The 25,503-nt window shown below is 49.6% G+C and carries 27 protein-coding genes and 1 riboswitch; of the genes, 7 read left to right on the top strand and 20 right to left on the bottom strand.

Annotated features, from left to right (window positions below):
- Positions 1 to 11: 11 nt before the first annotated feature.
- The 7 genes from DMN77_RS14685 to DMN77_RS14655 form a co-directional block, all read right to left on the bottom strand.
- Positions 12 to 998, bottom strand: coding sequence for a GT-D fold domain-containing protein (locus DMN77_RS14685; RefSeq protein WP_256872407.1), 987 nt, complete (start codon positions 996 to 998; stop codon positions 12 to 14).
- A gap of 5 nt (positions 999 to 1,003) precedes the next feature.
- Positions 1,004 to 1,162: a hypothetical protein gene (locus tag DMN77_RS14680; protein ID WP_179015530.1), complete on the bottom strand. Its 159-nt coding sequence runs from the start codon at positions 1,160 to 1,162 to the stop codon at positions 1,004 to 1,006.
- Between the two features lie 167 nt (positions 1,163 to 1,329).
- Positions 1,330 to 2,058, bottom strand: coding sequence for a sugar phosphate nucleotidyltransferase (locus tag DMN77_RS14675; protein ID WP_068777916.1), 729 nt, complete (start codon positions 2,056 to 2,058; stop codon positions 1,330 to 1,332).
- Between the two features lie 26 nt (positions 2,059 to 2,084).
- The gene (locus tag DMN77_RS14670) at positions 2,085 to 2,831 is read right to left on the bottom strand and encodes a glycosyltransferase family 2 protein (RefSeq protein ID WP_179015529.1); all 747 of its coding nucleotides are present in this window, start codon (positions 2,829 to 2,831) and stop codon (positions 2,085 to 2,087) included.
- A complete protein-coding gene (locus DMN77_RS14665; protein ID WP_256872406.1) occupies positions 2,828 to 3,952 on the bottom strand; it encodes a glycosyltransferase family 2 protein in 1,125 nt (374 codons plus the stop codon). Before DMN77_RS14665 ends, DMN77_RS14670 begins: the two co-directional genes overlap by 4 nt.
- A gap of 4 nt (positions 3,953 to 3,956) precedes the next feature.
- Positions 3,957 to 4,772, bottom strand: coding sequence for a glycosyltransferase family 2 protein (locus tag DMN77_RS14660; protein WP_068777918.1), 816 nt, complete (start codon positions 4,770 to 4,772; stop codon positions 3,957 to 3,959).
- A 140-nt stretch (positions 4,773 to 4,912) separates the two neighbouring features.
- On the bottom strand, positions 4,913 to 6,103 hold the full coding sequence (locus DMN77_RS14655) for a glycosyltransferase family 4 protein (protein ID WP_256872405.1): 1,191 nt from the start codon (positions 6,101 to 6,103) through the stop codon (positions 4,913 to 4,915).
- A 178-nt stretch (positions 6,104 to 6,281) separates the two neighbouring features.
- Between DMN77_RS14655 and DMN77_RS14650 the strand changes: the two genes are divergently transcribed.
- Entirely contained in the window at positions 6,282 to 7,409 is a 1,128-nt protein-coding gene (locus DMN77_RS14650; protein WP_068777919.1) for a YheC/YheD family endospore coat-associated protein, read from the top strand.
- A gap of 105 nt (positions 7,410 to 7,514) precedes the next feature.
- Here the strand turns inward: DMN77_RS14650 and DMN77_RS14645 are convergent, their stop codons facing one another.
- The 3 genes from DMN77_RS14645 to DMN77_RS14635 are packed head-to-tail and all read right to left on the bottom strand — an operon-like array spanning position 7,515 to position 10,511.
- Positions 7,515 to 8,318, bottom strand: coding sequence for an energy-coupling factor transporter transmembrane component T family protein (locus DMN77_RS14645; protein ID WP_068777920.1), 804 nt, complete (start codon positions 8,316 to 8,318; stop codon positions 7,515 to 7,517).
- On the bottom strand, positions 8,311 to 9,906 hold the full coding sequence (locus tag DMN77_RS14640) for an ABC transporter ATP-binding protein (RefSeq protein ID WP_256872404.1): 1,596 nt from the start codon (positions 9,904 to 9,906) through the stop codon (positions 8,311 to 8,313). Before DMN77_RS14640 ends, DMN77_RS14645 begins: the two co-directional genes overlap by 8 nt.
- The gene (locus DMN77_RS14635) at positions 9,906 to 10,511 is read right to left on the bottom strand and encodes an ECF transporter S component (protein WP_256872403.1); all 606 of its coding nucleotides are present in this window, start codon (positions 10,509 to 10,511) and stop codon (positions 9,906 to 9,908) included. The genes DMN77_RS14640 and DMN77_RS14635 overlap by 1 nt, the downstream gene beginning before the upstream one ends.
- Before the next feature lie 129 nt (positions 10,512 to 10,640).
- A riboswitch (TPP riboswitch) is annotated at positions 10,641 to 10,752 on the bottom strand.
- 153 nt (positions 10,753 to 10,905) lie between these two features.
- Here DMN77_RS14635 and asd point away from each other — a divergent pair.
- The gene (gene asd / locus DMN77_RS14630; RefSeq protein ID WP_148466486.1) at positions 10,906 to 11,703 is read left to right on the top strand and encodes an archaetidylserine decarboxylase; all 798 of its coding nucleotides are present in this window, start codon (positions 10,906 to 10,908) and stop codon (positions 11,701 to 11,703) included.
- Between the two features lie 72 nt (positions 11,704 to 11,775).
- Here the strand turns inward: asd and DMN77_RS14625 are convergent, their stop codons facing one another.
- Positions 11,776 to 12,561, bottom strand: a complete 786-nt coding sequence (locus DMN77_RS14625) for a helix-turn-helix domain-containing protein (protein WP_068777922.1) — start codon at positions 12,559 to 12,561, stop codon at positions 11,776 to 11,778.
- A gap of 404 nt (positions 12,562 to 12,965) precedes the next feature.
- Between DMN77_RS14625 and DMN77_RS14620 the strand changes: the two genes are divergently transcribed.
- Both DMN77_RS14620 and DMN77_RS23645 read left to right on the top strand, forming a co-directional pair.
- A complete protein-coding gene (locus DMN77_RS14620; protein ID WP_068777986.1) occupies positions 12,966 to 14,255 on the top strand; it encodes an aminotransferase class I/II-fold pyridoxal phosphate-dependent enzyme in 1,290 nt (429 codons plus the stop codon).
- A 106-nt stretch (positions 14,256 to 14,361) separates the two neighbouring features.
- A complete protein-coding gene (locus DMN77_RS23645; RefSeq protein ID WP_218652976.1) occupies positions 14,362 to 14,475 on the top strand; it encodes a sporulation protein YjcZ in 114 nt (37 codons plus the stop codon).
- A gap of 90 nt (positions 14,476 to 14,565) precedes the next feature.
- Here the strand turns inward: DMN77_RS23645 and DMN77_RS14615 are convergent, their stop codons facing one another.
- The 5 genes from DMN77_RS14615 to DMN77_RS14595 form a co-directional block, all read right to left on the bottom strand.
- Positions 14,566 to 15,780 (bottom strand): ABC transporter permease, encoded by a 1,215-nt coding sequence (locus tag DMN77_RS14615; protein ID WP_179015528.1) that lies wholly within the window; start codon positions 15,778 to 15,780, stop codon positions 14,566 to 14,568.
- Positions 15,781 to 15,783: 3 nt separating this feature from the next.
- Positions 15,784 to 16,530, bottom strand: a complete 747-nt coding sequence (locus DMN77_RS14610; RefSeq protein ID WP_068777924.1) for an ABC transporter ATP-binding protein — start codon at positions 16,528 to 16,530, stop codon at positions 15,784 to 15,786.
- A gap of 29 nt (positions 16,531 to 16,559) precedes the next feature.
- Entirely contained in the window at positions 16,560 to 17,945 is a 1,386-nt protein-coding gene (locus DMN77_RS14605; protein WP_179015527.1) for a DEAD/DEAH box helicase, read from the bottom strand.
- A 179-nt stretch (positions 17,946 to 18,124) separates the two neighbouring features.
- Entirely contained in the window at positions 18,125 to 18,901 is a 777-nt protein-coding gene (locus DMN77_RS14600) for an SDR family NAD(P)-dependent oxidoreductase (RefSeq protein ID WP_068777926.1), read from the bottom strand.
- A 44-nt stretch (positions 18,902 to 18,945) separates the two neighbouring features.
- The gene (locus DMN77_RS14595) at positions 18,946 to 19,401 is read right to left on the bottom strand and encodes a chemotaxis protein CheX (RefSeq protein WP_068777927.1); all 456 of its coding nucleotides are present in this window, start codon (positions 19,399 to 19,401) and stop codon (positions 18,946 to 18,948) included.
- Between the two features lie 265 nt (positions 19,402 to 19,666).
- Between DMN77_RS14595 and DMN77_RS14590 the strand changes: the two genes are divergently transcribed.
- Positions 19,667 to 20,569 (top strand): LysR family transcriptional regulator, encoded by a 903-nt coding sequence (locus tag DMN77_RS14590; protein ID WP_179015526.1) that lies wholly within the window; start codon positions 19,667 to 19,669, stop codon positions 20,567 to 20,569.
- Between the two features lie 38 nt (positions 20,570 to 20,607).
- Entirely contained in the window at positions 20,608 to 21,417 is an 810-nt protein-coding gene (locus DMN77_RS14585) for a histidinol-phosphatase (RefSeq protein ID WP_179015525.1), read from the top strand.
- Between the two features lie 269 nt (positions 21,418 to 21,686).
- Here the strand turns inward: DMN77_RS14585 and DMN77_RS14580 are convergent, their stop codons facing one another.
- From DMN77_RS14580 to DMN77_RS14570, 3 genes are all read right to left on the bottom strand, one after another.
- Entirely contained in the window at positions 21,687 to 22,214 is a 528-nt protein-coding gene (locus DMN77_RS14580; RefSeq protein WP_179015524.1) for a GNAT family N-acetyltransferase, read from the bottom strand.
- Positions 22,159 to 22,998: a DUF1361 domain-containing protein gene (locus DMN77_RS14575; RefSeq protein ID WP_256872402.1), complete on the bottom strand. Its 840-nt coding sequence runs from the start codon at positions 22,996 to 22,998 to the stop codon at positions 22,159 to 22,161. The genes DMN77_RS14580 and DMN77_RS14575 overlap by 56 nt, the downstream gene beginning before the upstream one ends.
- A 134-nt stretch (positions 22,999 to 23,132) precedes the next feature.
- Positions 23,133 to 23,690 (bottom strand): GNAT family N-acetyltransferase, encoded by a 558-nt coding sequence (locus DMN77_RS14570; protein WP_068777931.1) that lies wholly within the window; start codon positions 23,688 to 23,690, stop codon positions 23,133 to 23,135.
- Between the two features lie 69 nt (positions 23,691 to 23,759).
- Between DMN77_RS14570 and DMN77_RS14565 the strand changes: the two genes are divergently transcribed.
- Positions 23,760 to 24,107, top strand: a complete 348-nt coding sequence (locus DMN77_RS14565) for an MGMT family protein (RefSeq protein ID WP_179015523.1) — start codon at positions 23,760 to 23,762, stop codon at positions 24,105 to 24,107.
- Here the strand turns inward: DMN77_RS14565 and nagZ are convergent.
- A complete protein-coding gene (gene nagZ, locus DMN77_RS14560) occupies positions 24,102 to 25,406 on the bottom strand; it encodes a beta-N-acetylhexosaminidase (protein WP_068777933.1) in 1,305 nt (434 codons plus the stop codon). The genes DMN77_RS14565 and nagZ overlap by 6 nt on opposite strands.
- Positions 25,407 to 25,503: the final 97 nt, after the last annotated feature.

The following is a 25,503-nucleotide window of genomic DNA, read 5'->3' as shown; positions in this document are numbered from 1 at the left end:
TGCCTCCCTTCTCATGTGATCGACATTTCCCCTGAAGTGATTTTATTCGCCAGATGCCCCATGTCCAGAGCTGCCTTGCCCAGCTCATTTGCGATTCTTGCACATAGAATAACGGCGGCAACCCCGGCAGCCACAAATGCAATATCGAAATCGATATGGGCAATCTGGTTCATCACCCGCTGAACATCAGAGACTCCAAGCACCGGGGCGATAATTCCCCGGACCTGTATCCCCAGAGATTGCAAATGCTTAGCCAGGCCGGGAGTCTCGTTGCCAATCAGCAGAACTTTACGCCCGGTCAGCAGCTGTCTCAGCTCTCCCTCTTCATTGAGAGCATAATTTATAGTGGACGAGGTCAGCTTCAGGCTGCCATAATCGATTCCAAAGTGCCGCAACACCGGAAATAAGAGTCCTTGATAGGAAGGATGGCGTGACTTGGGGATCCCGACGATGCTTGCGCTGGAAATGGCTTCAGCTAACGCCAACCGTACATGGGAATCAGGAAGATTTACTCCTGCATATGATAAAAAGCTTCCCCAGCGTCGAACCTCTTCGCCGGACATCACCGTATCATAGGCTAAGGTTAACAGTTCTCCATCACCAAGGCGTACTAATGAGAAGGGCCTGCCGCTCTTAAGTGCTTCTTCCAGCTCATGAGAGACGTCGGCAGTAGTGAGGATCGGTATTAACGATGCCGTCAGACTCTGCACCCCCGCCTGTATAACATCATCCACAGTCAACTCTGGCAGTACCATCTGGTGTGGTATCCATTTCTCTACCTTGGCCTCTCCGCCATCATATAACCCTTGCCGATAACCTTCTTCATAAGGTAAAGTCTCGATCTTCTGCCGCGTTCTGCTCTGATTCGGAGGAACAGAGACTTGCATTGGCGTCTCCGCCGGCTTAGAGATTCCTTGCTCCTCTACAGCTACATCCGTTTCAGCAATCGGCGCGGGCAAAGTTCCTCCCAGCACTTTGTCTCCATGTTTTCCGGGCATTTTGTTCATCCTGTGAAATCCGGGAGAGGAGCCTCCAGCTTGACGCTGGCGCTTCCCCCTCCCCCGCCCGGTCCTGTCCATACCGCTCCCTGAATACAAGCCGGCCCGTCTTCGCCAATGCCCACGCCGTGACATCCTTCCTCTTCTTGCCGGCGGTCCGTCATACATGAGCCCGGCTTGACGAGGTTTTCTCCTGATTTTCCGACTTCTGCCGGCTGTTCGGAATCGATCCCCTCTGACCGACATCCTGTTCTCTCCTCTCCAAGCAGGTTGGACTATTTTACAGCAACCTCTTTCACAGCTGGAATACAAATCGCTTCTGCCCCTTGAATCAAGGCAGTACGCCTCTCATATATATTTCAGCTTCACGCAGAGATTCCGGTGTGCCTGCGTCCCCCCACCATAACTTCAATATGTCGTATTCCAGCTTGCCTTGCTCCGCATATCGGTTGTTCACATCCGTAATCTCCAGTTCACCCCGGGCCGAACGGGTGATGCCCTGAATCAGGCTGAATACCGTGTAGTCATACATATATATTCCTGTTACAGAGTATCTCGACTTCGGATGCTTGGGCTTCTCTTCAATATACGAAATCAGCGCAGGCTGCTTCGGATCGAAGACGGGAACTCCGTAGCGTCTCGGGTCATCCACCGGTTTAAGCAGAACTCTGGCACCACCTTGCTGCTGCTTGAACTTCTCTACATAAGGGGTAAGATCGTCGAGGAATAAATTGTCGCCAAGCAATACGACGAACTTCTCCCCGGGAGTTATAAAGCCTTCTGCCAATTCCAGCGCTTCGGCGATTCCTCCGGCGGATTCCTGAATTCGAAAATTCAGCTTCACACCGTAGTTCTCCCCGCTTCCGAAAAAATCGGCATAAAGGCCTGCTGACTGCTTGCCGATAACCATAAGAATATCAGTGACTCCGGCCTGACGCAGCCGTTCTATGCCGTAGCAGACCATAGGATATCGCCCGACCGGAAGCAAGTGCTTATTCACTAATCGAGTCAGCGGGTACAGCCGTGTTCCGGTTCCCCCCGCCAAAATCACACCTTTCATGGGATCCCCTCCTTAATTCAACTCATCTATATAAACTGCCAAGGGTCTATACCCCATTTCTCGATAAACAATCCTCGGTTCCTCTCAATCAGAGAGTTCCATCCCTCGGGATGCTGCTCCCTAAAGCTGGCGCTTCCGGCATGGTAGACTAGTGTATCGCCGCATATCATAAGGCGGTATCCACGCCTCCTGGCTCTATAGCAATAATCGTCATCTTCATAGTGTCCTGGCGAGAATCGCTCATCAAGCAAACCGAGCTCTCTGAACAGCTTCCGCTTGAACAGAAGACACATTCCGACGAGCCTCGGCACCTCCTGCCATCGCTCAGGGCTGGATTGATTATATTGCTCCGCCAGCGCGTAATACTCCGCCAGTCCCTCCCATTGAATATCCACCTGCTGTCTTCCACTGCAATAATTGGTTACAGGTCCGACCATTCCGACGTCTTGCGAACTGTACAGTGTCGTTAACATATTGCTGAGCCACCGTGGCGAGACAATCACGTCATTATTAAGTAATAGAAGCTGGTCACCTGAGGCAATGCTTAACCCCCGGTTGCAGGCTGCCGGAAAACCTGTGTTATCCGGCATGGCTACGACAATGAGTCCCTCATGCAATCCGTATTCCGCGGTCCCGTCGCTCGATCCGTTATCTACGATAATGATCTCATAAGGCACCTCCGTAAAGCGACGAATCGCCTCCACACATGGAATTAATAAGTGCAGACCATTATAGGTTGGAATGATGATGCTGGTTAAACCGAACTTGCTCAACGTCCATTCCTCACTTTCGCAAGCTCACTGCGAGTCATCCTTGTAAATTTCAATCGCGGACCATACATTTTCATTACCTCCGCCAACGCCTCTATATGATCGCCAAGGATTAGTCCGGACACCGCATTGGCCGGACCTGTATTTGTACTGCGAATACGGTTGTTCTTCACCACATTGACCGAATATGGCGCCGTAACAACTAATCCGTGAGCTATGGCGAGTGCATGCGCCTTGGGAGGAACGATCAAGCTACCGTGGCCTAATGTATCGATAGCTCTGCGAGATAGAGCGTGGGGAACAGCAGTGAGCGAGTTAGCTGATAAATCCGAGCGTCCAAGCGACATATTTAGAAACATCTTGCTATACGTCACACTATCCCGCTTCATAAATGAAGGCAGAAGCGGTGTAATATCATTAAGCGCCACATCGCTTCCCTGCTCAATGGCTACTAGAAAAGCCCCGAGGTCCTCAGCGGGCAGCCTCATATCCCCATCGACGAACAAAACCGTCTCCATCGCAGTCATCGCAGCACCAAGAGCTCTCCCTACATCATGGCCAAGCCGTTGCGGATAGCTCAGCTTAATCAGGCGAGGATCATGCTCCAAAGCTGTAAAGCTCCCGTCAGTACAGCCATTCAATACCACTACAATCTCCCCGAAGGGCAGGCGTTTAAGCTCTTCCAGTACTGCATTTAAAGTCCCTCTCTCATTACTGGCAACAACGACTGCTGCTGTCGTTCTGCTAAGCGGAAGTGGGATATAATGACACAGCAGGCTGTCTTCCGCTGCATAACCATGCGCAAAAGCTTTGGAAATGCGGAGTGTTGTAGAATACCCCCTCTGTTTGCCAGCCCCATGCTTCAAATACCATAAATTATAGCTCTGCTGCATATGTTTTTCAGAACGTTCCTTCTCACTCCTGCCGGCAGCAGCCTCTCTTCCAGCTTGCAAAGCCAGCCGTTCCAGCCCGTCTGAACCGTATGGCCGTGCTTTGGCTCGAGCAGCATTGGCTTCATAGAACACCTTCCTCCGTCTGGCAGGATACCTCTTGCTTCTGCTGCGCCTGGTTGCATGATCTCGACGGGTTCTGTTTACCCCAGTTGTGCGTATTCTCCTTCGCATGTCATCACCTCACCTTGCCCCTTAATCGGTTCAAGTCGCTGTAGCCTCCACGCAGCCCCTGTTCCTGAATCAGCCAATGGACCGCATCCAGATGATCACCTACGACAAGCGAGGCCAGCGGGTCCGACCTTCCCACTCTCCGGCGCATAGGATTCATATTCCCTACTGCGACTGTATTCGCTATTTGAATGTTCAACCCCCTAACCGCTGCCACTGTATGGGCGAGTGGAGGAATCTCCAGCAGCTTAGGGCCTATTACAGCAAGAGCCTGACGGCTCAGGGCATGGGGTACAGCTGTCATTGAGGCGCCATGGAGATCGGGGCGTGACAACCAGGCATTTAGCGAGTGCTTTGCCAACACAACGGGATGGACCATTTGTCTGCCAGCTGAACCGGAATATCCGTTCAAGGCTACATCCGCACCGGATAACACAGCTCTGACGAAGGGCCTTAGCTCTGCAGCTGAAATAACCATATCCGCATCAATGAACAACAGAACCTGCCCCCTGGCTGCTTCAGCACCAACGCGTCGTCCCACATCATGCCCGAGCGGTTCGGCGAAGCGAATAACCCTCGCTCCGGCGGCGGCGGCAATCTCAGCCGTTCCGTCTGTCGATCCGTTTGCAACAACAATCGTCTCACTGTGCGGATGTACTTTACTAGCTTCACGCAGGACGGAGGGCAGCCGCGCTCTCTCATTCATAGCCGGAATAATTATAGAGACCATAGGATCGCGATGATTCACGATCTTCGGCAGCTTTGGCCTTGCAGCCTGTTTTCTGGTACCTGGGACCAAACCTCTCTTCCTTCTTCTGATCAAGCCTGCACCTCCCCGTTTTGTTGTACCAGTCTATATAAAACAGTGTATGTGAGAGTAAATTTGTCGCAACGGCATATGTACATCCATATGAATATGCAAAAAAATAGCGCGTAAGCTCCTTACGCACCATTCATACTATGCTATTCGATTCCTCTCATTAATTGTCCCCAACGCTCTGCGGTATGCTTCCAGCGAAACCTGCTGCGAGCGAGTTCACGGCCCGCACAGCCCATTCTCCGACGAACCTCTTCATGATTAAGCAAATAAGCTACGTATTCAGCGAGGCTTTGCTGAAGAGAGCCCGGCGGCAGCAAATATCCGGACTGTCCGTCGGCTATAATCTCCGGAATCCCCCCCGTATTAGTGGCAACAACGGGGATTGCTGCCGCCATCGCTTCGACATTCACCAGTCCAAAGGCCTCTTCCTCACCGGAAGGAACGACAACGACATCGGCCAGATTATAGAAATCAGCAACTCTGGGATATTCAATATATGGAAGGAAGGCGATATGATTCTGATACGGTTCAGCCAACTTCTTAAGCTTCCGGACATAGGCGGTCTCTCGTTCGGTTCCGTAAAATGCACTTCCTACAATTACCAACATTGCATCCGGTACGCGCTTCTGAATCGTGGGCCAGGCATTCAAAATATGATGTACACCTTTGGCAGGCAACAGCCTGCCTATATAGAGAACGACCTTGCGGTTCTCCCAACCGAAATCAGCCAGTCTGGCCTGACGGAGCGATTCTCCAAGCGGAGTCCAGCGAGGTGTAAAATCCTCAAGGCTGACCCCTAGCAGATTTACCTGGATCGGGACCTGCAGACCCGGAAATCGCAGCAACAGCTCGGAGCGTAAATACTCGCTATTTACGACAATACCATCTACCCGATTCAGCCAGCGGGAAGTCTCAGACAGAGGACTATAGGTCGTACTGATAAATGTTGTAGAATGGAGCGTCAACAAAACGCGGGTGAACGGGAGCTTGCTCTTGATTTGGTAAGCCAATCTAGGTCGGTTATGCACATCAATAGTATCCGGATGCCATTTGCGGAGATGCTGGAGGATCGACTGTAAGTAACGGTGCCCGCCCGGCAGACGAAAGCACGGAACATGGCCTACCATGCCAAAGTTCGGAAGCTGTCTGTCAGATAGCCCGAATACGCGAATATTCAATTGATCGGACGCAAGCGGTACTACCTTCTCAATCACTCTCTCAACCGAGCTGCTCCTGCCTGATGGAATAACGAAGGAGCCGGGAGTAATTACCGCTACCTTATGGCGCTCCAGCATGGATCCAGGTTCCCGCTTTGCCGTAACAATACTGTTCATTCTTAGCCCTCCGCATAAATCTCTTCGATCTCATAGATAAATATACGATTTGACTCTGTAAAAGGTGCATCCGGGTAACGGCCATAAAACAGGCTGTTGCCGCAGAACAGTCGTCCACGCTTTCGGGTCAGGCCAACATAGAGTGTTAAAGAAGCCTCAAGTAGGAAGGAGGAACACTATGGGGCCAGACCACGTCGGAATTCTGCTTAATTCCAGCATGTTTCGTGGTATTCCCACAAGACGGACCGGTCAGGAATCGATAAATAATTACGAGGAAGTCGCTAAGGAATTCGATCTCATTCCCTGTTTCCTCCGCTTGGGCGATATCGATCTGAAACAGGGGAAGTGCATCGCCTATATCTACAATGGCCGGGAATATACCAAAGCTATCATTCCGATCCCCAAGGTGATTCATAACCGGGCTCTCTACTCAGATCCGGCCGCCCACAGGAATGTCGTCCAGCTTATATCACAGGGAACAACCGTGTTTAACGCCAATAATCGATATCGCAAGGATCTCATCCACAAATTGCTGTGGAACAATAAGTATCTTCGCAGTTACTTACCGGTCTCTGTCCCAGCGACATCTTCCGGACTGCAGCAAATGATGGAGCTATACTCCGACCTCATTCTCAAGCCAGTACGCGGATCGGTGGGTCACGGAATTATACGATTGCGGAAAGGAACCAAAGGCTGGGAGAGCATCCATTATTCCTCACGCCAAAAAAGCTGGAGCAAAGCGCGGCTATCTCCGGGAGATCTGCCGCAGTGGCTCGGAAGATTACTTGTCCGCACACCTTATTTCATACAGGAGCGTATCCCCTTGCTGGAATACAATAACAGGCCGCTTGATCTTCGTGTCACTGTGCAAAAAGGGATGAACGGTACCTGGAATGTTACCGGTCTATTCGCCAAGGTTGCCCCCTCCAATAGCTTCATCTCCAATATTGCCAAGGGAGGGACGGCCTACCCGGCTCCTGTGCTGTTGGGCAACCTGCTGCCTGCCCCCATTGTCGCTGGCGTCTTGGCTCATGTTAAATCGTTGTCCTTATCTATCGCTTCAGAGTTATCCGCAAATCTGCCGCAGTTAGCCGACCTAGGGCTGGACATCGGACTGACGGATAACGGACGCCCTTACTTTATAGAATGCAACGGACGGGACCAACGCTACGGATTTCGCAAAGCGGGAATGACAAATATTTGGAAGGACACTTATCGGACTCCAATCGCCTATGCAAGGTATTTACTGAATCATCCGAAACGGACAGAAAGCCCCATTCATAAAATAACATCTAAATTTGATTAGACACAGCGCTTACCATCTGCTAATTTGAGCGGCAATAAGGAGCTGTCCCACAAGTAGTATGTACTACCAGGGACAGCTCCTTTTCTGCAGTAACGCCATCTATTATTACTGATATCTTACATCAGCTATCCCGAAAGGCGGCAGTAGAACCGACATTAGCAGTGCGGCTCCAACGGTAGCGCCTAGCAAGAGAACAACCCAACCATCATTCCTCGAGTACTCTGAGGGGTAATAGTAGCTTCTTTTTCCATTCCCGTCAAATGCTTTCGTCTCCATCGCCACCGCGACCCGGTGGGCCCTCCTGATTCCTTGAACAAGCAGCGGAACGATATACAGCTTAAGGCCACCGATCCATTTCATCCCACCGCGTAAGGAGCGGGCTCCGCGGATTTTCAAAGCATTGCGGCGAATCTGCAGCTCCTCCCATACCATGGGCAGCAGCCGGATCGAAGCCATAAAGCTATAAGCGAATTTGGGCGGCAGCTTCGCCTTCTGCATTAAGGCATAAAACAGAGCGACCGATGGAGTTGTCAGCACAAACAATAAGCCTTCCGAAGCAAACGTTACAGCCTTAAACCCAACATGTATGCCGCGATAGAAGCTCTCCTGAGAAATTCGGATCAGCCCCCAGGTCCACCAGATCGTATCCCCTTTGCCAAACAGAATCATTGTCGAAGAGGAGGCCAGGAAGACGATGAGGAACGGCGTCATAATAAGTGATATTTTCCAGAGTTTATGTCCGCTGAAGAACACCAGCAATAACAGAAAGCAAGTCATCTGGTAAAAGATGAAATCAAGCCGATGAGTGAAGAGTGTCAGCATAAATAGCGCAATCATACAAATCAGCTTAGCAACCGGATTCGCGCGATGAAACGAGTTACTGCGATACGGAATCAAAAAATCATTCATGTCCCCACGCCCCTGTCGCTCCATGATGCTTAGCCATTGTCTCTCCCCGGATGGTCAGCCTTCTCTCGACAAGACGTCCATTCTCTACTCGCCATTCCGAAGTCGCTATCGTGTCGGCCAGCTTCTCCTCATGCGTGATCATCACAATTGCGACTCCCTGTCTGCGAAGTCCCTCACACAGGCTTAGAATTGCAAAGGTGCTCACCGCATCCTGACCAAAAGTCGGCTCATCCAGCAGCAGCACCGGCTTATTCAGCACCGTCGCTCCAGCCACGCTTAGACGCCGCTTCTGACCCAGCGAGAGCTGATAGGGATGGCGCTGCTCCATTCCTTCTAATCCGAACTGACCTATCGCCTGCCTGACCAGAGATGATATACGGTCTTTGTCATACCCTTCTTCATATAAGGAAAAGGCAATCTCCTCACTCACTTGATCAGCTACAAACTGCATCTCTGGATTCTGAAACACAAAGCCTATTTTCCGAGCCGCCTTCACGGTTCTGCTTTTCTTCGCCTTGTCTCCACCCATATCAATTCTCTGCAGCTTGTAGGTTCCATCTGTTGGCAGAAGCCCCATTAGACTGAGCAATAATGAGCTCTTCCCCGCACCGTTTGGTCCTGTAATCACGATGAAGTCTCCGGGATAAATCTCGGCTTGCTCCACTTCAATCACAGTTCTCCGCTGTCTGTAGCCCTGAAATTGCTTCAACTCTATCAGCGGCTCTGCCAGGGTAGAATATGGGGCCTCCCTAGGGAGACTCAGAAGCCTCTCCCCTTCCCGGGACAAGAAGAAGGCTTCCCATACCCCTGGGTACCAGATCCCGAACTGCTCCAATTGTTTATGGAAGGAGGCGAACAGCTTCGTTGGAGGAGCCTGCCCGAGAATTTGTCCGTCCGGGCCAAACAGGACTACATTATCCACAAGCCCGATCATCTCTTCAATTCGATGCTCAACAATGACCAGCGTTCGTCCTTCGGCGATAGAATGAATGGCCTCCCAGATCTGCTTACGTCCTTCGGGATCAAGCAATGCAGAGGGCTCATCCAGGAACAGGACTTCAGGATCGGCCAGAAGCACCGAAGCAAGCGCCAGCCGCTGCTTCATTCCCTGCGACAATGAATTTATCGGAACATGCAAATTCTCAAAGAACAGGCCGACCTGATCCAGAGCCTGCCTCATCCGTGTCTCCATCTCTTCTCTGGGAATACATAGATTCTCCAGCACAAAGGCCAGCTCTTCATCTATGTAAGGCATACAGAACTGCGTATCCGGATCCTGGAACAACACCCCTCTCGATTCAGGAACAATTCTCTCCTTGAACCGCATCGGTACCTCGACCATCTCAGGCATGATCCCGCTCAGCATCTGAAGCAAGGTGGACTTGCCGCAACCGCTGGGCCCGAGCAATAGCACCTTCTCACCGCGCCGCACGGAGACGGAAAAGTCCTTAAATACAAATGCAGCTTCCCCTGGGAACTTCAGCCGAAGATCCTCCACCCCCAAAATAATATCGGGTACCGCAGCCGCTTGTCCGGCGACCTCAATATCAGACTCTGCCATTCCATTTGCATAAGCTGTGTTCATCATTAATCATCCAACGCCGCCAGATCCTTGGATTCAACAGGGCGAAGCAGATGGGTTACCCCTGTGCGCTCGACCGCTTTGGCCAAGCTATAGGCCAGGAATCCCGCGATGACGACCGAACTGACAGCACGCATCGAATATTTGGCAATGAACATCCATGGCGCATAATCTCCGACATATCCATAGAAAATGTCCGGTATCAGTGAGCCGATCGACGCGGCAAGACCTGCCAGACCCGCGACCGGTGCAGAGAAGTTACGATAGCGGAAAGCGGCAAATATAAGCTCTGCGGCGAGTCCCTGAAGCAGGCTATAGACAAGCAGTTGAATTCCCCATGCGCTGCCGAATAGTACCTCCACATGCGCAGCTGCAACTTCGGCAATCAGCGCCACACCCGGCTTGCGAATCAATAGAAAGACAAGTGTCGAGGCGATGAACCACATGCCGTACACCAGTTCATCCGCCTGAAAGAACAGCGGAGATAAAAGTCCATACACCGAGCTCCACAAATGATACACTACTCCGAGCACGACCGAGATTAGCACCGTCACCAGAAGATCGCTAAGCTTCAGTCCCCGTTTTTCCTTTTGCATGTTGACCTCTACCATAACCTATCACTCCTTAATTAATTTATTGCGGGGATATTCCGTCTAGAGAACAATAAAAAAACCGGCTGAATAAGCTCAGTCGGTTGTATAGTCCCAGTATGCAGACATAATAAGTCCACAAAATAAGCACGAACAGGACGATAGATTCTCTACGCTGGCATTATCCAGATCAGATTAACGGTCTGCAGCGGAGTATGCTGCCATCTCAGCCTGATTCACTCAAGCCCCCGTATCCCTATGCAATTAACATTACAATACACCACATGTTTCCAAGTTAGCAAGCATCAATTACAATATTTTTATATTTATTGCTTTCGCTCTTATTCTATGTCAAGATAGCGGAAGTAGATTGCGGCAGTTCCAACTGCCCTTCACCTATGGGAGGAAATAACAATTGGCTACCAAATGGATGATATGGATGACAGAGCTGTCTTCACGAAAATCGGTTTGCCGGCTGACTGGCCGCTTTTCCCATTCCAAATGGAGCAGGTTCGTCATTCCGCGCTTTGCTAAAGCTTATGGAATTACCCTGGATGAAGCGGAGAAGGAAATCAAAGAATACCATACTTTGAATGAATTTTTTACGCGCAGGCTCAAACCAGGAATGCGCCCGATTTGCCAGGAACCAGGCGGTGTCGCAAGCCCCGTTGATGCGCTAATTACTGCTATGGGAAAGATCCAATCCAGTACGATCCTGAATGTAAAAGGACAGGACTATTCCATTGATGAACTGCTTAACCATTCGCCGAGGAGCGAGGCTTACCGCAATGGTTATGCTTTTGTGCTCTATCTTAGCCCAACCGACTATCATCGGATTCATGCCCCAGTGAGCGGACGCAAGCTGGAGAGCGAGCATATATCGGGGAAGGTGTACCCGGTGAACCATTTTGGAATGACCCATATGCGTTCTGTACTTGCCCGCAACGAGCGGCTCATCACATATATTTCCCACGAATACGGGGAGAGCGCCGTCGTAAAAGTCGGAGCCATGAATGTCAGCAGTATCAAATATGTCGACGATGAAGCCAAAGAGTGGGAGCGCGGCGATGAGCTGGCCTATTTTGAATTTGGCTCCACTGTAGTTCTCCTGATGCAGGATAACTTCGAGCCGTCGTCCAGCCTGGATGTAGGAAGTAAAGTCAAGGTCGGAACCCTGCTCGGGCATCTTCACAATTCTAAGCTGAGTCACTAATCGTACAAAAAAACCTGAGTGCGTGCGACTCAGTTTTTTTCTTTGTCTAACTTTATTTTCAATCCCGCGCGCTCATCTTATTTCAGAAGGACTTTTCCCCGTATACTGCTTGAATTGACGGCTGAAGAAAAATATGTCCCTATACCCCAAAGCATCGGCCACTTCGGTTACATTCATGCCTGCATGCAAGAGCAGATGCTGAGCGCGATCAATCCTGCATTTAATAATATAAGTCTGCACGGACATGCCGATGATCTCTTTGAATTTAATTGAGAAGTAACGCGCTGACAAACCGGCTCGGGCGGATAAATCTTCAACTTTATGCGGCAATCCGGGATGCTGCAGAACATAATTAGCCACCTCATGGATGACCTCGACCAGCTGATTGCTTACTTTCTTCTCCCGGGGAACCTCACGCTCCTCGCGCAGCAAATAGATGAGAAGTTGCTTCAGGATCAGACGAGCCTCCTCCTCCGCTCCATAGGCATTCACCAGGAACAAGCGTACATAGCGAGACAGCATATATTCAAAATCAAGGGTATTGTCCAATACCCGATAAGATCCGGGAACTTCCATGACAGGCTCATCTATATCAAAATGAATATATGTAAGTACTAGCGGCCGTTGCGGATTATGCGTCGCAGTCGGATGATCGCCTTTACGAAACAAGAAGCAGCTTCCTTTACTCACTTGAAAAGTCTGGTTGTTCAGGACGACGTTCCCTTCCCCGCTCCACACATAGAATAAATCATAGTTCTCCAGCGCTTTATCTCGCTTGCGCCACTTCCAGTTAGGTTCGCATACAATTTTGGCAAATGCCGGCTTCAGAATAAAAGATGATGGTGAAACGTGAAGCATGTCCTTCCCTCCCCCAAAATTTTTTCCCTTGTAAGAGGTTGTTCAAAAAGTTCGCTTTTGATCAGAAAAACAGAAAGCTTATGCCCACATCAAATTTGAAATTAGCTGGGCTACGCACGATGCTTACAAGGTTATGTTTTCTACGGATACCTTCTAGAGGCTTGTAAGTATTATACTCATTTTAATACCAGTTGAACATCTTCTTGGGGTTCCATTCACCTAGAGGAATAGAAGGAAATCATCGTGACGGCTTATGTTGTAAATGATATAATGTAAGGCAGTCTAAAACGGATTTGTCCTAAAGCGGCTGTTCAAAAGCGGTATACTCGGCATCAAATCTTGAATTCAGCCTGCTACTGGAAACCATAAAAATAAACGATCGGAAGGATGGAACGAGAATGAGCCTGAATCCACTTGCAGAGCAGTTGAACCAGACCTTGCAGCAAGGCTATGTTTATGACATGTTATCTCAGCTGGGTAAGGAGATTTACTTCCCGAAGGAAGGAATCCTGAGCCAGTCCGCTGAAGCATCCGCAGGGGCTAAGAAGTATAATGCGACGATTGGTATCGCAACCGAAAATGGCATCCCTATGCATCTTTCCGCCATTCAAGACACCCTGTCCGCCTATAAACCGCAGGATTTGTACCCTTATGCACCACCGGCTGGCAAACCGGAATTGCGTAAATTATGGCGTGAGAAGATGATCGAGGAGAATCCTGCACTTGACGGTAAGAGCTTCGGGAACCCGGTGGTTACTAATGCGTTGACGCATGGTCTGAGCGTAGTTGCCGATCTGTTTGTGGATGAAGGCGATGTCGTCGTCTATCCGGATAAAAATTGGGAGAATTATGAGCTGACCTTCGGCATTCGCCGCCATGCCCATATTGTCAACTATCCCCTCTTTACTGAAGATATGAAGTTTAACAGTGCTGGCCTTCGCGAGGCTCTGCTGGCGCAGCAAGACAAAGGCAAAGCGATCGTCATTCTTAATTTTCCGAACAACCCGACAGGCTATACGCCGGGAGCCAAGGAAGGTCAAGAGATCGTGTCGGCGATTCACGAAGCTGCTGAAGCCGGCATCAATGTCGTTGTCGTTACGGATGACGCCTATTTCGGCCTGTTCTTCGAGGAATCGATGACGGAATCCCTGTTCGGCAAGCTGGCTGGCCTCCATCCGCGAATCCTTCCGATCAAGGTGGACGGAGCCACGAAGGAAGAGTATGTATGGGGCTTTAGAGTCGGCTTTATTACCTTTGCGAACGATAATGCTGATGTCCTTGCCGCGTTGGACCAGAAGACAACAGGTATTATTCGCGCCACGATCTCCAGCGGCTCGCACCCTTCGCAGACCTTCATCCTTCAAGCGCTCAAGTCGCCTGATTTCCATGCGCAGAAGGAAGAGAAGTTCCAAATTATGAAGAGACGCGCCAATAAGGTGAAGACGCTGCTCGATAGCGGTAACTACGGAGACGTATGGGATTACTATCCCTTCAATTCCGGATACTTTATGTGTCTCAAGCTGAAGACAGTAAATGCTGAAGCGCTGCGTCAGCATCTGATTCGCGAATACGGCGTCGGCACGATCGCGCTTGGCGATACTGACCTGCGTATCGCTTTCTCCTGCATCGGCGAAGAGAATCTTGAGGATTTGTTTAATCTGATCTACCAAGGGGTTATGGACCTACAGGCTTAGATACATTTTTACGGAGACCACCAATACATTCGCCCAAGCACATTCCCGGCTATAGTCATACCATACATTGTATAAATTACTTCTTAATCAGAAAGGGGAATTGTACATGAGCGGAGTTGTCGAAGAAGGAAGAGGCGGATATGGTGGTCTGTGGACCAGTACTGGAGTTATTCTCGTGCTCTTTATCCTGCTTGTTATTGTTAGCCGTACATTTATCTAACTCGACCATACCTTATAGTCGTTCAACAGGCCAGTCGGCATATCGCCGCTGGCCTGTTGTTATGATAGAGTGGTTTTAAACTGCCCCTAATTATTCGTCTTCGTCTTTCCATTTCTTAATCCAGGTAGATCTTAATCCAAATACCATAAGCACGGAGATGGCGAGACTCAGCAGGACCCACATTAAATTGTCCATCCATGATGCTGCCGCTAGAGGAATCCACATCAGAACCGTCAGTGCCAAGAGCAAGCGCGATGCAAGGCGGATTGCCTCTATTTTATGGGCTCCAGCTGGAAGCGGATAAAAGGCCGTAGCCGGCGAATCCGCATGAATTTGGTGCAATGAAGTAAGCTGGGTAGCGATCAGAAAAGTAAAGAACAGATACAGCCCGATCCCGAGCCAGCTTGCACCGTTCCAACCGGTAAGCACCATCCCCAGCAATGTCAATCTCGCTACAATCCCTAACAGTTCGCTACGTAGAAACGTCTTGGTAATCAAGAAACGGTACGCGGTAGAACGCTGCCAAGGCGTTCTGTTGCCCAAACCAGACAACCAGCGTCTGCGAATAACCTTTTGTCCGTCAGCCGGAACCTCAACAAACCAGCCCAGCCACATCATCACTTTAGACGCCCCGATCTTCTCCGCCTCGATCAGATTGTCCCATGCCACCGCATGCTTCATTGGAAAACGCAGAGCCAATACATAATTGACGCCGACTAACAGCATAAAGATCAGGCTCTTCCAGGCAGGCTGCCATAACCAGGCGGCAAGCATAAGCAGAATAACGCACCAACGAAGCAGGCGATAGCCCGTTCTGGCCCGGGCAGTTGTTATTCTAAGCTCCTGCCAAGAGCCATAGGCGCTGAGGATCTTAAGCAGAAGCAGGACGAGCATGACCATCCAGAGCGGTTTGGTATCCACTCCGCTGCGGATGTACAACGGCCAGACAAGCACTAAGATGAGAAACAGGCCGATCAGCTTGTATATCACACCGCTGCGATGGGACGGCGACAAATATTGCTTCATGTCAGCTTCCCTTGGCAACAGGAAGATAATATCAGCGGGCTGCATATAGGTGCGAAAACTCGAATAAACCGTCATCGGACCGAGCAAGAGCAGCATAATCCACAGAACCGGCAGCCCTGGCGGGATATTTTGCAGAAAATTAGTGTACCAGGCTGCGAACGCGATCAGCAGCAATAAGAACAGAACAGCAACGCCGCTCTGAATGACATAGGGTATAAACGGGAGAACTTTGCTCCAAAACGAAGATTTGCGCTTTCGGCGCAGCTCCTGTAGTTCCATCTTCTAATCTCCGCCTTTAACTAAAGAATAGAAAATGTCTTCCAGCGCAGCCCCCGGCAGCTTGGCCTGCTCTGCAATCTCGGCAAGCGTCCCCTGGGCGATGACCTCCCCCCGATGCAACACAATGAAGCGATCGCAATAGTTCTCGATCGTGGACAGGATGTGAGAGCTAAGAAGAATTGACGAGCCCTGCGCCCGCATCTCCATCATAAAGTCCAGCAAAGAGCGAATGCCCAGCGGGTCCAGGCCCAGAAACGGCTCATCAATGATATAAAGCGGCGGTCTGGCCACGAAGGCACACATAATCATGACCTTTTGCTTCATCCCTTTGGATAAATGCATGGACAGGCTATCCGCTTTCTCCTCCATATTGAAGAGCTTCAGCAATCTTGCAGCCCTCTCTTCATAGTCTTCTTTCGCTACATTATACGCTCTGGCCGCGAATTCCAGATGCTCACGCACCGTCAATTCCTCATACAGCAGCGGAGATTCCGGTACAAATGCGAGTGAAGATTGGTAGGCCTCCGGATTTTCTCCCCTGGTCTTGCCCTGGACGGTGATTCCACCACGGTGAGGCGACATCAGGCCCAGTATATGCTTCATCGTCGTGCTCTTGCCTGCACCGTTCAGGCCGATTAAGCCGACCATTTCCCCCTTGTTCACGTTGAACTGAACATCGTGTAATACAGGACGTCCTATACTGTAACCGCCGCTTAGTTCCTCCACTTGCAATACGGGTGTCTCACTCATCGTTGAATCCCCCCTTTAACATTCATGGATTACTGATTATTTTGCTTATCCTTAAGCCATTTCGGCGCCCCTTTATTTTTCCGATCCTGATCGCGGGCTTTCTTGCGGGCAGGAGCTGGAGCCGACTTGCTCGGCTGATTCCCCGCCTTATTGTTCTCCTTGGCTTTGGCAGGACGTCTGGGCTGCCCGGACTCCGAGATGCGAGCGGCGTCATTACTCCGCTCTTTTCCTTTGGAGGCTTGCCTTCCAGCAGGCGTATTGCTTCTCGTTCCAGGAAGTGCATCACCTTCAACAATCTGTCCCTTATATAACTGGCGCGGTGTTATCTCGATGCCTAATTCTCGCGAGAACTTGCGCATAATGAATTCTTCCTTGGACGAGACGAGCGAGACTGCCAGACCAGAGCGGCCCATGCGCCCAGTACGGCCCACGCGGTGAACGTAATGATCTGCATCAATCGGCGGATCAAGGTTGATTACCAATGTCAGATTCTCGACATCAAGGCCGCGAGCGGCGACATCACTGGCGATGAGCAAGCGGATCTTGCCTTCCCTGAACCGGCGCAGCGTTACGCTGCGCACCGTCTTGTCGGCATCGCCATAGAGCGCTCCTGCGCTTAAGCCAACATAGTTCATCTTCGCCTCAACCTCGGCGATATCGGTTGTATTGTTAATAAATACGATTGCCCTCTCGGGATTAAAGTGACGTACGATCCGCCGCACCATATCGATCTTATCCCGGTCTTCACACTTGAAGTAAAGATGCTCCAGGCTCCGCGAAGTCCGCTGCTCCGGCTCGATGCCTACCTCAACAGGCTCCTTCATTTCCCGCCCTGCCAGAGCGCGAATATGCTCGTCAATCGTTGCCGACAGGAACAGCAGCTGACGGTCACGAAGCGTACCGCGCAAAATTCGTTCTACATCCGCCGTCCCGCCCAGCTTGAACATTTGGTCGACCTCATCCACTACGACCGTCCGTAAAGTATGCAGCTTGAGCTTCTTCATTTCAACGATCTCGCGAATTCGTCCTGGAGTGCCCACCACAAGCTGAGGATGCTGACGCAGCCGTTCCAGCTGTCTCTTGATCGCTGCACCGCCAATTAGAGCTTGGACTGTAATTCCCAGAGCTTCCCCATATTTCTCAGCCTCGCGCTGAATCTGCATAGCCAATTCCTGCGTAGGCGCAAGAATAAGGCCCTGCAGCATCTTGTCAGGGGTCATCTTCTCCAGCATTGGCAGCAAATAAGCCAATGTCTTGCCGGTTCCCGTCTGGGATTGGGCAAGCACATCCCGGCCATCCAGAGCTGCCGGAATGCATTCCTCCTGTACGGGAGTCGGCTGCTGAATTCCATAATCAGCGAGCTTCCCCGCAAGCTTCTCGCCTATTCCGAGGCCTGTAAAAGTTGTATTAGACATTTTTTTCATCCTTATCATAAAATACTTGTTCAAATCATTTCGTTAGAGATAGCCGATTTATCAAACAACCTCTTCCTAATCATTTTATTATTTCCATTATATGCGATAACAGTAGAACACAACAAATGATCGCTGTACGATACAAAAGCCGGCTGCTGCCAGCCGGCTCAATAGCTCACTTATTTCTTGTTCAGCATACTATAGCTTAAGCGGTCCGCAAGTCTTGGAAACAGCTGATACAGTTTGATTCCTGCCGCCGCCAGCCTTGGCAGATTCACTTCTGCCTTCCGCTTCTCAATCGCTGATACCATTGCCTTGGCGACCCGTTCCGGCTTCATCATGAACCACTTCACATTGTTCACATAATGACCTTCCGGATCGGCAATGCTGAAGAATGGAGTGTCAATCGGTCCCGGGTTAATCGTCGTCACCTGAATTCCATGCTCGCGGAGTTCTTGACGCAATGAATTGCTGAAACCCAGCACCGCATGCTTTGTCGCAGAATAGGCCGTCGATTTAGACGTTCCCAGCTTCCCGGCCATGGAGGCTACATTCACGATGATCCCGCTTCCCGCTTTCTTCATATGGGGAAGCACAGCCTTGGTACAGCGTACGACTCCCATATAGTTCACATTCATCATTTCTGCAAACTCCGTGACAGGCATGGCCTCGCAATATTCGAACTTTCCGAAGCCGGCATTATTCACTAGACAATCAATATGTCCAAATTCCTTAATCACCTGTTCAAAAGCAGCCTGAACCGATTCATCCTGACTTACATCAAGCTCAAGCATTCTGCAAGGTCCCATCATTCCAGTGCTTACGTTCTGCAATTTATGTAATGATCTCGCAGCGATCACAACCGTTGCTCCCCGCTCCGACAGCATCTGCGCCGTCAATGCCCCGATCCCGCTAGAAGCCCCTGTCACAACGATCACTTTATTATTCAGCGTCATGGTTATTCAACTCCCAGCTCCTATTATATGCCAGGCTCTACCTCTTATGAAACCATGACTTGAATATCTAGTTCGCCGATCCCTTCCATCAATAACGGGATACATAAAGCCTTGCGTGCCGGCAGGTCATTTTGCCCGGTCTTAATAACGCGAGGCGGAGTGATGTCTACAATAATTCCCTGGTTGGACAAAATCGTACTCGCATTGCCGCTAATCATATTTCCAAGCTCAGAGATCGCGCTCTGTCCCATTTCATCCATTTCCGTCAACACAAACCCGCCCATCATGGCCGATACGATCCGCAGAGCTACGCTCTCCTGCAGTCCAAATACAACCATACCGCTAAAATGACCGCTCATATCAATCTGAATCCAAATATGATCCCGGGCCGGCACAACGTCCTTAATCCCCAAATTTCCAGTAGAAGGGCTAATCTGTACTACTTGTTCAATCACAGACCGAGCTGACTCAAGAAAAGGATTTATCATTTCCGCTTTCACTATTTGGTCCCCTTTTCACAGAAAGTTAATCGATACTAAAGTCCCGTAATTTGATTAAATTTATTATACTTTATTACCAGATATAAGTCATTATAAATTGAACTATGCTGAATGAACTAGATCTTTGTCACGAGAAAGGCGGGTTCGCACCCTATCATTGCCTTAGGCTATAAAAATCACCTATAATTATTAAAATAAATATTATAAGGTTTATGACCGCACTCAGCGGACTAGTGGAGTACGGTGGAAGAAAGGAGGATGTGGGATGAACATCAGTCAACTGGAGACACTAATCACCATTTCCAAAACGAAAAGCTTCCGCAAAGCAGGTGAATTGCTGAATCTGACTCAGCCAGCCGTCTCTGCGCAAATCAAAAGCTTGGAAGATGAATTCAAAAGCGTCCTGGTCGACCGCAATCAGCCGGTGACACTTACGGACCGCGGTCAGGTATTCCTGGAGAAAGCGGAACAAATTCTGGATATCGTTGAAGAACTGAAGCAGAAGCTATCCGACATGGAGCATACGCCTCAAGGGCATATTGTGCTTGGCACAACGACCTCTATCGCCATTCAAATATTGCCTCGGATATTATCCTATTTCCAAGATCAATTTCCAATGATCAAGACGACGATCCAATCCATGCCTTCATCTCTTATTTATCAGAACGTGGAGCAAGGACTGGTGGATATCGGTATAGGCTATCTGATTGAGAATAATCCCCATGTATTATCCTCAGTGCTATACTACGATACGTTTGAATTGGCGGTATCTCCGCTTCACCCATTAGCCAGTACGACCTCGCCTACACTGGATTCACTGAAGGATGTTCCACTGATTATGCTCTCCCCGGATACTGTTGGACGGATGTTCGTTGACAACCTTTTTAAGCGGAATGGCATTGAACCTCATATCGTCATGGAATTGTCCAGCAGTGAGGAAGTAAAGCGTATGATCGAGATTAATCTTGGAGCTGCCATCATCTCCAAGCAATCTATTCTGCGCGAGCTTCGCCAGGGAAGCTTAAAGACAATCGCGATTCCTGAACTGGAGGTCACTCACCCCGTTGGCGTCATTTATAAGTCCAGCAGATACATTAACTCCGCCATGCAGCAATTTCTCGGTGACCTGAAAGGGATGCCTGAGACCCACTTTATTAGCTCAGAATAATCCCAATCTTGAGACAGCTAAGAAAGGAGTCCTTAATTATGAAATTTGATCTTCATACCCATCATTTCCGGTGCGGTCATGCCGATGGCAATATCTCCGATTACATTGAAGCGGGAATCGCTGCCGGATTGTCTGTTATTGGCATCAGTGATCATACCCCTTATTTCGGGAGCAAGGAGGATCAAGCTCATCCGCGCATTGCCATGGCCAAATCGGCATTTGCAGGCTATGTTGAGGAAGTGCTATCCCTCAAGCAGAAGTACGCAGGAAAGATCGATGTTCTTCTCGGTATTGAATCCGATTATTTTCCGGAGCATGTCGAGATTTATAGAGATATTCTAAGTCAGTACCCGTTTGATTATGTGATCGGCTCCGTGCATAGCGTCAAGGATGTGAGTATCTTCAATAAGAACCGCTGGAAGGGACTCAGCCCTCAACAACAAATTGCCGATAAAGAAGCCTATTATGAATTGATTCGTGATTCGGCACGCTCCGGAATGTTCCAGATTCTTGGCCATATCGATGCCATGAAGGGCAACTATCCCGCCTTCTCGGATATCCCGGCTGCTGCAGCGATCGACGAAACATTGCAGGTCATCGCCGACCACAAGGTCGCGATCGAGATCAACACCTCTGGCAAGACCAAGCTGTCCGGAGGATGGTACCCGGCTGATTCAATCCTGGAGCGAGCGCTTCATTATGGAGTAGAGGTCACCTTTGGATCTGATGCTCATATCCCATCCCGGGTCGGGGATGAAGGGGAAGATGTAGCCAACCGGCTGCGCGAGATTGGGTTTGATCATTGGGTTTATTTCAAGAACAAGCAAAAAATAAGCGTACCTCTCTAAGAGGCAGATTCGGCTTCGAATCTTGACTTCAACCGGGCCTTCCGATGCTCACGTATTAACTGCGATCACGTATATGCACATATAGACAAAAAAAGGGAACCCGAGCAATCTCGCCGGATTCCAGATACAAATATATTCAAAAGGGGGTCATGTATTAAGTGTACCCCCTGACTATTAGGGTTCGATCACAGTAATATTTCATTTGTGTAACAAATCACCTCATAATCCAAAAGCGTACTTTTGGAGTCGCCTGCTATAATAATTATCTATTAAAGTCGTATTGAATACACCTTCAATCGGCAATATTCATCGCTGCGATGACCTACGCTATTATCCGCATAAGCCTGGAAGGACAACCCCAGCTTCTGCAGCACCCGTTCAGAGGCAGGATTGTCTACCCCGCATCGCGCCTCGACTTCATTCAATCCAAGCACTTCAGCACCAAAGTGAAGCAATAATCCTGCGGCCTCAGTCGCAATCCCCAGGTTCCAGAAGGGCGGCGATATCAGGTACCCCAGCCGCGCCTTACCGTTCAGCTCTGACCACTGTTGCAGAGAACAAATGCCAATCACCTCATCTGTCTCTTTCCAGATCACCGCGAAGTGCAAATCATGCAGATTCCGGTAACTCTCCTCAAAGTAGCGAAACAGCCGCTTTGGAAAAAGCAAGGTGTCCGGTTGAAAAGACATATGCCGCTGGGTACGGGGATCCGTTACATATTGAAATAATAGCTTGCTATCCTCAGACTCTATTTTTCGCAGCCGTAGCCGTTCGCTCTCCAATACGGGAAATTTCATTTTCAGCTGCTGCTGCATGCTTAACTGCTGCTTCGTGTCCATGTTCTCGCTCCCTTTCAATAGAAGCCATACTGCTCCCGAGTTTCCCGAATAAATAGAGCAACAAATAACAAAAGGCAGTCACCAGAAAAACCCATTTGCAGAAGCCCCACGCATGTCGTAAATTATCTATTTGTAAAAAATACTTCGCCGTCTCCCGTAGTACAATGATCGGGGTGCGCAGAATATCCCAACTGTTCCAGCGGTTAAAGCGGCCCAGATAAACCCCGAAGCTGCTGAGCAGCAGGACGGCGATAGCAAAAGACCAGCCGACGAAGCTGCCGTAGGCTCTGCGCACCAGTTGATGTACCGAAGCAAGCGCCAGCGAACCTAGAGCCAGACCGATAATAGCTGTAAAGAATACCGTATTTAAATGATTCCAGAAGGATATATCCTCCCAGAAGCGTGGAGATTGGGTGGGATAGCGCACAAAGGGATGCAATAGATCTGTAATCAAATAAGCCGCATTCGGATAAAAAAACAGCCATAACAGACCGAATATCAAATACAATCCTCTTCTTGCGGTACGGGAATGGAGCAGGCTGACCAGGTCTAGCATTACGGCAAATCCGAGTGGAATCCAGGCAAGAAAAGTGTTCCAGATCAAAAATAAATAAGGGGGTCTGCCCCCGCTCGGCAATCTCGTCTCCGCTACATATTTCATTCCAATTATCGTTGCGATGAATAGCATTATATAGATAACGAATTTCATCGGATATCCTAATTCCTTGAGTCGCTGTTGCAAGGCATTCTCCTCCTCTCTGCCTACTTACGAAGCATGTTCAGATTCCGTACCTCATATACGTATCGGGGCAACGGATAGTTACGGCTTAAGATTCGGGGATATATATACGAGCAGAGATTACAAGGCCGAACCCTTTATTTCTCCATCGCTTCATTCCTTAATACCATGTGGATATGATCCTCCCAGACGCCATTGATCTTCAAATACTTATAAGCCAACCCTTCATGATAGAAGCCAAGCTTCTCCACAACCTTCAAGGACGCCCCATTCCTTGGCATAATATTAGCTTCAATTCTGTGCAAACCCATTTCTGCAAAGGCGTATTCAATAACGGCCTGCAGCGCCTCTGTCATGAAGCCCTGATTCCGCTCCCGCCCGGCCAGACCATACCCTAAATGACAGGACTGAAACGCTCCTCTTGTGATGTTACTAAGCGAGATCGACCCGATAATCCGTTCCGGCTCATCAGTGCGGGCTATCCACCACTTGCACATTTCTCCTCGATAGCTCATCATTATGCTTTGTCTAAGCTGCTCTTTTTGATACAATTCTGAATAGTAATCTTCCGATCGAAGCGGCTCCCATTCAGCCAGGGAACTGCGGTTATCCTGCAGATACCGGACTACAGCACCACTGTCCTGGTCATCCAGCATTCTCAAGGTTAGACGATCCGTATAAAGTATTGATTTCATAGTTCTCCTCACATTTTCATATCAGCTTATCCATTAATGAATTTTGTAACGATAAAGGAGTGCTCACCTATGCAGCCGTTTACTACCCAGGTAATCCACATTATATCATCCATTCCGGAAGGAAAGGTGATGACCTACGGTCAGATCGCCAAAGAGGCCGGAAGCCCTCGCGCGGCCAGACAGGTCGTACGTATCCTCCATTCCATGAGCCGCAAATATCAGCTTCCCTGGCATAGAGTGGTGAACTCGCGAGGAGAAATTGCCCTTCAGGATGACGAGGGCGCTTCGCTCCAGAGAATGCTGCTGGAGGCAGAGGGCGTATACATCGGGCTTGGAGGAGGGATCGACCTGCAGCAGTACCTGCATCAACCCGCCCCCTCATCCGAGCAAGACAGTCCTGAACAAGATCTATTATAATTTAAACTCACTCAAAAATTGTTGGATTCGTTTGTTGACCTGCTTGGTATCCGGCCCTTTCGCCGGGTCATCGTTCAACTTATATTTCTCCTTCAAATCAAGCACCTTATACACGCGATCATCAAGTACATTCATCGGGATTGTTCCCTGTTCTACAGCATCGGTAATCGCTTGAATGGCCGCCTGCTCTTTTTCGAGTTCATGTCCGATCAATACGATATTGCCGCCCGCCAGAATGAACTGGACCGCAGCATCCTCTATTTTATAGTGTTCGGAAATAGCTCCCATTGTCATATCGTCCGAGATAACGACCCCGCCGAAGCCAAGCTCACCGCGCAACAGATCTTGAATAACCGCCTTGGAGAAGGAAGCAGGATGATCCGGGTCCAGCTTGGGCATTAGCAGGTGAGCAACCATAACGGCATCAGCGTCAGCCTCAATTGCGGCCTGAAAGGGAACAAGCTCAAGCTTGCGCAGCCGCTCCAGATCGTGCTTAACGACCGGAAGCCCCAAGTGAGAGTCAACCGACGTATCGCCATGTCCAGGGAAATGCTTGACAACCGGAATAACCCCCTGCCCGCTTAGCCCCTTGATTTCAGCAAGCCCCATCTCACTAACAGTCGAGGCCGAGGAGCTGTACGAGCGATCGCCAATCACCGGATTATCAGGATTGCTATTGACATCAAGCACAGGGGCGAAGTCCATATTTAGGCCAAAGCCCGCCAACTCCGTGCCAATAATGTCTCCTAACTCCTCCGCTGCCTTGGCATCCCCTACCGCGCCGACTTTCGCCGCTGCCGGCAGTTTTGTATAATCAGCCGGCATTCGCGAGACCCGTCCTCCCTCTTCATCAACACTAAGGATTAACGGTACAGGATTATCCCTATTCTCCTCCTTAAGCTGATTGAACAGGGATAAAGCTTGTTTCGTGTTCTCTATATTATTCTTATAGAAAATAACTCCTCCAACATGCTGCTGCTGCAGCAGCTCCCGGATGTTGTCATTGCTCGCAGTTCCATCCATGCCAACGATGAACAATTGACCAATCTTCTCGGCCGTGCTTAGCGAATCCAACTTCACTTGCACCGGATCCGTTGGTTCGGGCATCGAGGAAGGCGGTTGATTATCTTCGCCAGTCTGATTTCCATTCAGATTTCCTTCGGTTCCGGACGATGTATTTCCACCTTGATGGTTACGGCTGGAGTCCGTCCCGCCGCCCCCACCACCGCAGCCGGCAACGAATAGGACAACTGCAAACAAGGGAACACATACATATCGAAAAATCATTCTTTTCTTCATACCTGATGCCTCCAGTAAGTGATGTCTTGTTTGACCCTTCCAAACAGCTAATCTTTTTTATTGTAGCTTTATTTCCTTTATTTTTCCAGTTTGACTC

The sequence above is a fragment of the Paenibacillus sp. 79R4 genome, assembly GCF_013393165.1.
Taxonomy (GTDB): Bacteria; Bacillota; Bacilli; order Paenibacillales; family Paenibacillaceae; genus Fontibacillus.
This window is presented reverse-complemented; position numbering and strand designations above follow the sequence as displayed.

Excerpts from the sequence above, each read along its gene's own strand:
- DMN77_RS14655 (WP_256872405.1), bottom strand. The coding sequence starts at position 6,103 with ATGAACAGTATTGTTACGGCAAAGCGGGAACCTGGATCCATGCTGGAG.
- DMN77_RS14565 (WP_179015523.1), top strand. The coding sequence starts at position 23,760 with ATGCAGCCGTTTACTACCCAGGTAATCCACATTATATCATCCATTCCG.
- DMN77_RS14685 (WP_256872407.1), bottom strand. The coding sequence starts at position 998 with ATGCCCGGAAAACATGGAGACAAAGTGCTGGGAGGAACTTTGCCCGCG.
- DMN77_RS14640 (WP_256872404.1), bottom strand. The coding sequence starts at position 9,906 with ATGATGAACACAGCTTATGCAAATGGAATGGCAGAGTCTGATATTGAG.
- DMN77_RS14650 (WP_068777919.1), top strand. The coding sequence starts at position 6,282 with ATGGGGCCAGACCACGTCGGAATTCTGCTTAATTCCAGCATGTTTCGT.
- DMN77_RS14665 (WP_256872406.1), bottom strand. The coding sequence starts at position 3,952 with ATGCGAAGGAGAATACGCACAACTGGGGTAAACAGAACCCGTCGAGAT.
- DMN77_RS14580 (WP_179015524.1), bottom strand. The coding sequence starts at position 22,214 with ATGAAATTTCCCGTATTGGAGAGCGAACGGCTACGGCTGCGAAAAATA.
- DMN77_RS14585 (WP_179015525.1), top strand. The coding sequence starts at position 20,608 with ATGAAATTTGATCTTCATACCCATCATTTCCGGTGCGGTCATGCCGAT.
- DMN77_RS14570 (WP_068777931.1), bottom strand. The coding sequence starts at position 23,690 with ATGAAATCAATACTTTATACGGATCGTCTAACCTTGAGAATGCTGGAT.
- DMN77_RS14645 (WP_068777920.1), bottom strand. The coding sequence starts at position 8,318 with ATGAATGATTTTTTGATTCCGTATCGCAGTAACTCGTTTCATCGCGCG.
- DMN77_RS14675 (WP_068777916.1), bottom strand. The coding sequence starts at position 2,058 with ATGAAAGGTGTGATTTTGGCGGGGGGAACCGGAACACGGCTGTACCCG.
- DMN77_RS14600 (WP_068777926.1), bottom strand. The coding sequence starts at position 18,901 with ATGACGCTGAATAATAAAGTGATCGTTGTGACAGGGGCTTCTAGCGGG.
- DMN77_RS14605 (WP_179015527.1), bottom strand. The coding sequence starts at position 17,945 with ATGTCTAATACAACTTTTACAGGCCTCGGAATAGGCGAGAAGCTTGCG.
- DMN77_RS14680 (WP_179015530.1), bottom strand. The coding sequence starts at position 1,162 with ATGACGGACCGCCGGCAAGAAGAGGAAGGATGTCACGGCGTGGGCATT.
- DMN77_RS14610 (WP_068777924.1), bottom strand. The coding sequence starts at position 16,530 with ATGAGTGAGACACCCGTATTGCAAGTGGAGGAACTAAGCGGCGGTTAC.
- DMN77_RS14625 (WP_068777922.1), bottom strand. The coding sequence starts at position 12,561 with ATGCTTCACGTTTCACCATCATCTTTTATTCTGAAGCCGGCATTTGCC.
- nagZ (WP_068777933.1), bottom strand. The coding sequence starts at position 25,406 with ATGAAGAAAAGAATGATTTTTCGATATGTATGTGTTCCCTTGTTTGCA.
- DMN77_RS14615 (WP_179015528.1), bottom strand. The coding sequence starts at position 15,780 with ATGGAACTACAGGAGCTGCGCCGAAAGCGCAAATCTTCGTTTTGGAGC.
- DMN77_RS14590 (WP_179015526.1), top strand. The coding sequence starts at position 19,667 with ATGAACATCAGTCAACTGGAGACACTAATCACCATTTCCAAAACGAAA.
- DMN77_RS23645 (WP_218652976.1), top strand. The coding sequence starts at position 14,362 with ATGAGCGGAGTTGTCGAAGAAGGAAGAGGCGGATATGGTGGTCTGTGG.
- DMN77_RS14635 (WP_256872403.1), bottom strand. The coding sequence starts at position 10,511 with ATGGTAGAGGTCAACATGCAAAAGGAAAAACGGGGACTGAAGCTTAGC.